Source organism: Ideonella azotifigens (genome assembly GCF_006519715.1).
Taxonomy (GTDB): domain Bacteria; phylum Pseudomonadota; class Gammaproteobacteria; order Burkholderiales; family Burkholderiaceae_C; genus Ideonella; species Ideonella azotifigens.
The window spans coordinates 1-1575 of sequence record NZ_VIDT01000976.1; the positions used below are offsets into that span (position 1 = coordinate 1).

The window sequence follows — 1575 nt, forward strand, 5'->3', positions numbered from 1 at the left end:
TTGCGCCGAGCGCCTTCTGGCCTGGCTTCATTGAACAGACCCGCCCCACGACCCCATGACCATCCCCCAATTCGAACGCGACCTGTTCTGTCTGCAGACCGCCGGCTTTGTCGTGCTGCCCGGCTTTGTCAGCGACGACCAGCTGGCCACGCTGCTGCCGCCGTTGAGCGCTTTCGAGGCCGAGGTCGAGCACTACGCCAAGACCGCAGGCAAAGTGAACTTCACCCATGGCTGGCCACTGCTGACCACGCGCTGCGCCTACTGCGTCTCGGAGGAACTGCAGGCGCTGGCCATGTCGCAGCGGGTGCAGGCGATGGCGCAAACCTACCTGGGCGGCGCGGTGATCCGCGACTGCCTGCTGCAGACCAACATGCCGGACCCGCGCAGCCAGGCCCGCGGCCTGGGCGGCCGGCTCAGCTACCACCGCGACACCTTGTGGAAGGACGGGCCCATCCTGCCCAGCTACCTGCATGCCTTCATCTTGCTGACCGACCTGACGGCCGAGAACGGCGCGACCTTTGTCGTGCCCGGCAGCCACCGCCTGCGCGAACCCGGCTATTACTTCAAGCACACCGAGGCGGGCGTGCGCGAGGAAGGCATCAACTACCTGGTCTATGACCAGTCCTACTTCCCCAGCGCGGTGCAGATCCTCGCGCCACGCGGCTCGCTGGTCTTCCTGGACCCGATGGCCATCCACAGCCAGGGCATCAACGTGACCGAGCAGCGCCGCACGCTTGTCAACATCACCTTCCGCGCCGCGTCCATCGTCGGCAACCCGCCGCTGCTGAACGCCCGCAAGCTGGCGCTGGAAGCCGCCCGCGTGCCGCTGCGGCCGGACTTCCTCGCGCTGCTGGAAGACCGCGCCGAACTGCCCGCCCACTTCGGCCCGCTGGGCACCGTACCCGAAGCGCAAGCCGAAGCCGCGGGCCAGCCGGTGTGGGAACGCGTGGTGGTCTGAACGGACTGAACGCGTGCAATCGCCCAGCCGATAACCAAAGCCGATAACCAAAGCCGAAAACCTTCCTTCGCCCTGCGCAGGGTGCTCGTTATCGTGAACACGCTGGCTGCATGGTCTCCCGCAGCCAAGCTTGTTTCACGCATATCGCCTGCAGCGGTCTCGCCCGCTGCAGGTGCAGGGTCGAAGGCAGGTCATGAACATCGTCGGCATCGCGGGCAGCCCCACCAGCCCGTCCCGCTCCACTGCGCTGCTGCGCGCCGCGCTGGCCTCGCTGGCCCGCCCCCAGGGGCCCGGCACGATCGAGATCGAAGTCCGCCTGCTGCCGGCCGTGCCGCTGCTGGCAGCTGACGCGCGTGACCCGCTGATCGCCCAGGCGCTGGCGCAGGTTGCCGCGGCCGATGTGGTGCTGGTCGCCACCCCCATCTACAAGGCCGCCTACAGCGGCGCGCTGAAGGCCTTCCTGGACCTGCTGCCGCAGGACGGGCTGCGCGGCAAGACGGTGCTGGCGCTGGGCACCGGCGGCAGCATCGGCCACCTGCTGGCGCTGGACTATGCATTGAAGCCCGTGCTGTCGGCACTGGGCGCGCGCCATGTGCTGGACGTCGTCTACGCCGAGG

The 1575-nt window shown here is 68.4% G+C and carries 2 protein-coding genes; both read left to right on the forward strand.

All coding sequences use genetic code 11. The features are described 5' to 3' along the window. Window positions 1–55 precede the first annotated feature (55 nt). Window positions 56–958: a phytanoyl-CoA dioxygenase family protein gene (locus FKP22_RS29815; RefSeq protein WP_141291838.1), complete on the forward strand. Its 903-nt coding sequence runs from the start codon at window positions 56–58 to the stop codon at window positions 956–958. Window positions 959–1151: 193 nt separating this feature from the next. After that, a partial coding sequence (gene ssuE, locus FKP22_RS29820) for an NADPH-dependent FMN reductase (protein ID WP_141291839.1) occupies window positions 1152–1575 on the forward strand: 424 nt, incomplete at its 3' end.

Bases quoted from the DNA above. Each gene is read 5' to 3' on its own strand.
- FKP22_RS29815 (WP_141291838.1), top strand. From the start codon at position 56: ATGACCATCCCCCAATTCGAACGCGACCTGTTCTGTCTGCAGACCGCC.